This is a genomic window from Candidatus Omnitrophota bacterium (assembly GCA_028693815.1).
Classification (GTDB): Bacteria; Omnitrophota; Gorgyraeia; order Zapsychrales; family Aceulaceae; genus Aceula.
Genome location: JAQUUP010000049.1, coordinates 1 through 2,974 on the forward strand (window position 1 = coordinate 1; position 2,974 = coordinate 2,974).

The 2,974-nt window shown below is 37.6% G+C and carries 6 protein-coding genes; 3 read left to right on the forward strand and 3 right to left on the reverse strand.

Annotated elements, in window-relative coordinates; all coding sequences use genetic code 11:
- The first annotated feature begins 216 nt into the window (after nucleotides 1-216).
- Nucleotides 217-405, forward strand: a complete 189-nt coding sequence (locus PHY73_08765; GenBank protein ID MDD3375793.1) for a hypothetical protein — start codon at nucleotides 217-219, stop codon at nucleotides 403-405.
- A 20-nt stretch (nucleotides 406-425) separates the two neighbouring features.
- On the opposite strand, the gene PHY73_08770 is transcribed toward PHY73_08765, so the two are convergent.
- From PHY73_08770 to PHY73_08780, 3 genes are read right to left on the reverse strand one after another with little or no spacing between them, the layout of a single operon-like run.
- Nucleotides 426-596, reverse strand: a complete 171-nt coding sequence (locus PHY73_08770; protein MDD3375794.1) for a hypothetical protein — start codon at nucleotides 594-596, stop codon at nucleotides 426-428.
- 39 nt (nucleotides 597-635) lie between these two features.
- Entirely contained in the window at nucleotides 636-851 is a 216-nt protein-coding gene (locus tag PHY73_08775) for a hypothetical protein (protein ID MDD3375795.1), read from the reverse strand.
- A 29-nt stretch (nucleotides 852-880) separates the two neighbouring features.
- Nucleotides 881-1,072 carry a hypothetical protein gene (locus PHY73_08780; protein MDD3375796.1) on the reverse strand — a complete coding sequence of 64 codons (192 nt, stop codon included), beginning with the start codon at nucleotides 1,070-1,072 and terminating at the stop codon, nucleotides 881-883.
- Between the two features lie 164 nt (nucleotides 1,073-1,236).
- Between PHY73_08780 and PHY73_08785 the strand changes: the two genes are divergently transcribed.
- Together PHY73_08785 and PHY73_08790 are read left to right on the forward strand one after the other, a co-directional pair.
- On the forward strand, nucleotides 1,237-1,722 hold the full coding sequence (locus tag PHY73_08785; protein ID MDD3375797.1) for a helix-turn-helix domain-containing protein: 486 nt from the start codon (nucleotides 1,237-1,239) through the stop codon (nucleotides 1,720-1,722).
- A 37-nt stretch (nucleotides 1,723-1,759) separates the two neighbouring features.
- Nucleotides 1,760-2,773, forward strand: a complete 1,014-nt coding sequence (locus PHY73_08790; GenBank protein ID MDD3375798.1) for an exonuclease domain-containing protein — start codon at nucleotides 1,760-1,762, stop codon at nucleotides 2,771-2,773.
- Nucleotides 2,774-2,974 lie beyond the last annotated feature (201 nt).

Here is a 2,974-nt window from a genome sequence, read left to right on the forward strand (position 1 = left end):
CGTTTCCTTTTTTTGTGCTGTAATATCTGTCAATTATAATTTCCTCTGGCGCAATCACCTTTTTAGTTATGTACGGCATCCTCTTCACCTCCCCTCTCATAATTGTCAATCTCCCACAGGCGGGATATCTTTTTTACTCTTGCCCCTTGTTTTGCGCCATCCTATAATGGTTGCATCAGCCATGCCCGGCTGAAATAATTTGAAAGGAGAAAACTTGTGAACTCTTCGATTAAAAACTCACTGGATGACGCAATCACAAAGTTTGAAGCTGACTACAAAGACAGTATTCTTGATTCTTCTGTTGATGCCGAAACATCAGACCTGCTTTATGCCCTTGGCGTATCAATCAGGGACACGTTCAATTCCTTTGCTGAAATAATAGTTCAGCTGGAAAAACAAAAATAGACCTGTGCCGGTAGTGTAAGCTATCGGCTTTCCTCTGCGCTTTGTTTTTTTGGTTCTAAATATTCTGCAATTTTCAGCATTGCTTTTGTTATTTTCATTCTCATTTTTGGTGTTTTTGCTTGCTTAAAATCTCTCGCTAATGCAAAGAATTGACGGTTTAATTGTTCTTCATTCCATGATTTTCTCTTCATCCTCTTCACCTCCTTCCAATTTGTTAATCTCCCACTCGTTTATTTGATTGCGTGGCTGTCGAACGTTCCCTTTATTTTTTCCAACGGGGTTTCCTTTAGGTATTTCACTGAAAAAAATTCATCTGGAAGCTCCCTTCTCCCGCTATTCGCACAATAAGCCCATGGCTCATTAATCTCTGTTGCCGCAATGCTCTTTAGCCACTCAATCTTTTCTTCGCCTATTCCATATCGATCGTCTGTGATGTTTGTTTCCATTCCTCTTCCGCCTCCTTCCCTTTCTAAATTTAACTAGCTTTTCCCAACACGTGTGATTCGCTGTCTTCATCCTGGGCTGGCTGAATCTTGGTTAATTCCATGCTCAGGACCATCCCTTTAACCACACCATAAATAAAATCTTTTGCTGCCTGGTCTTCCAGCTTGCTTAGTAACTCTGCAAACTCTTCTGTTTCCAGTCTGTTTTTTTCGTCAGTCATCATTCTCACCTCCTTGCTGTCGCAGATTTCGGTTCACCTCTTTAAATTTAATTTGTTTTGTTTGTGAACATTATAGTTCTGTTTTCAAACTTTGTCAAATTATTTTTAAATAAAAGTTTGCATTCCGAACTTTTGCGTTGTATAATATCCGCAAAGGAGTAATTGTGATGAATTCAAGATTTAAAGATATCCGAATCTCTCTTGGTTTAACTCAAGCAGAATTTGGAAAAAAGATTAATTTGAAAAAACCGACAATATCAGAACTCGAAAACGGTAAGCGTTCTTTATCTGACCGTGTCGTTTCAGATGTTTGCCGTGAATATGGTGTTTCTGAAAAATGGTTAAGATACGGTGGTAGCTCAGACGGGATGTTCAGCCCTACCCCAGACGACGAGTTGATGAAACTTCAAAGTAAATACAACCTCGATCAGTTGGATATAAAGATTTTGCAAGAATATCTGAAGCTTTCCCCAGATCATCGAAAGATCTTCAAGGGTTATTTTGCGAATGTCTTTGGTGGCGCCATAGCTAGTGAAGATGAGGCGATAGATCTGGAGGTAGAATCTTACAGAAAAGAACTGGAAGACGAACGTCGTTTTTCAACGTCTGGAGTTTCACCAGGTATCGACGTTGCAAAGGATAAAGTGGGCTAAATTATGTTTTTATTTGTATGATAGAAAGGAGTAACTTATGACTAAAGCTAAGCCGAACAGTATTATTTCATTCCCGGACGAATTTATTGTACTTGATATTGAAACAACAGGCCTCTCGCCAACTTATGATTCAATCATTGAGATCTCTGCCTTAAGAGTGGTGAATGGTGTTGTCATCTCTAAGTTTTCATCCCTAACTAAACCTGACTCGTATTTTATGCCGCTTTTCCCAAAAGAAGAAGATGAGGCTATTTATCTGTATTCTGATGATGGTAGGCCGTATTATTACGTCGATAACTTCATATCAGAGCTAACTGGCATAACAAATGAAATGCTTAACGGCGCTCCTGACTTGAAAGATGTCCTGTCGGATTTCACGCCATTTATTTCTGATTCTATTGTTATTGGCCATAATGTCAGTTTTGATATAAATTTTATAACGCATAATTTAAAGCGTCTATTCGAAGTCGATTTGAAAATTACTTATGTTGATACAATGCGCGTTGCAAGGAAGTTGTTCAAAGAAGAAAAGCACCATCGTCTCGCAGATGTTGCTGGTTATTTAGATATCAGCCTCGATAGCTCAAAATTACATCGCAGTCTTTATGATTGCGAGCTTACTCTTAATTGCTATCAATCGATGTTTAATATTATCCCTGCCAAGTATGGCTCACTTGATGATTTTTCAAATTCATTTAATCGTTATTATCGAACTCAAGATAGTTTTGACCCTAGAAAACTTCTACCAGAATCCAGTGAAATTGATGAATCAAACCCTTTTTTTAATAGAGAATGTATTTTTACCGGTTCCCTTGATAAGATGGTCAGAAAAGAAGCTCAGCAAATAGTTGTAAATTTAGGCGGTTCTTGTGGAAAAGGCATCACTAAGAAAACTAATTATTTGATACTGGGAAATAATGATTATTGTAAGAGCATTAAAGACGGAAAAAGTATTAAGCATAAAAAGGCCGAAGCTTTTAAATCAAAAGGTTTTGATATTGAGATTATTCCTGAAGATGTTTTTTATGATCTAATCGGTTTGGAATTATAATAAAAAACCGCCCTCCTGCGCCAACAAGAGAGCGGTTGTAGATATACCGAGCATAAGCACAATATACCTTTCGTCTTATTATATTGTAGCATTATGCCCGGTTTTTTTCAACGTAAATGAAAGAAAACGGGGTTTTTTATGCCCTTTTTTAGGAGGTTTAAGCTTAATGGCTACAGTTAAAAAAATTGATTACAAATCCGG

Excerpts from the sequence above, each read along its gene's own strand:
- PHY73_08780 (MDD3375796.1), bottom strand. The coding sequence starts at position 1,072 with ATGATGACTGACGAAAAAAACAGACTGGAAACAGAAGAGTTTGCAGAG.
- PHY73_08770 (MDD3375794.1), bottom strand. The coding sequence starts at position 596 with ATGAAGAGAAAATCATGGAATGAAGAACAATTAAACCGTCAATTCTTT.
- PHY73_08790 (MDD3375798.1), top strand. The coding sequence starts at position 1,760 with ATGACTAAAGCTAAGCCGAACAGTATTATTTCATTCCCGGACGAATTT.
- PHY73_08775 (MDD3375795.1), bottom strand. The coding sequence starts at position 851 with ATGGAAACAAACATCACAGACGATCGATATGGAATAGGCGAAGAAAAG.
- PHY73_08785 (MDD3375797.1), top strand. The coding sequence starts at position 1,237 with ATGAATTCAAGATTTAAAGATATCCGAATCTCTCTTGGTTTAACTCAA.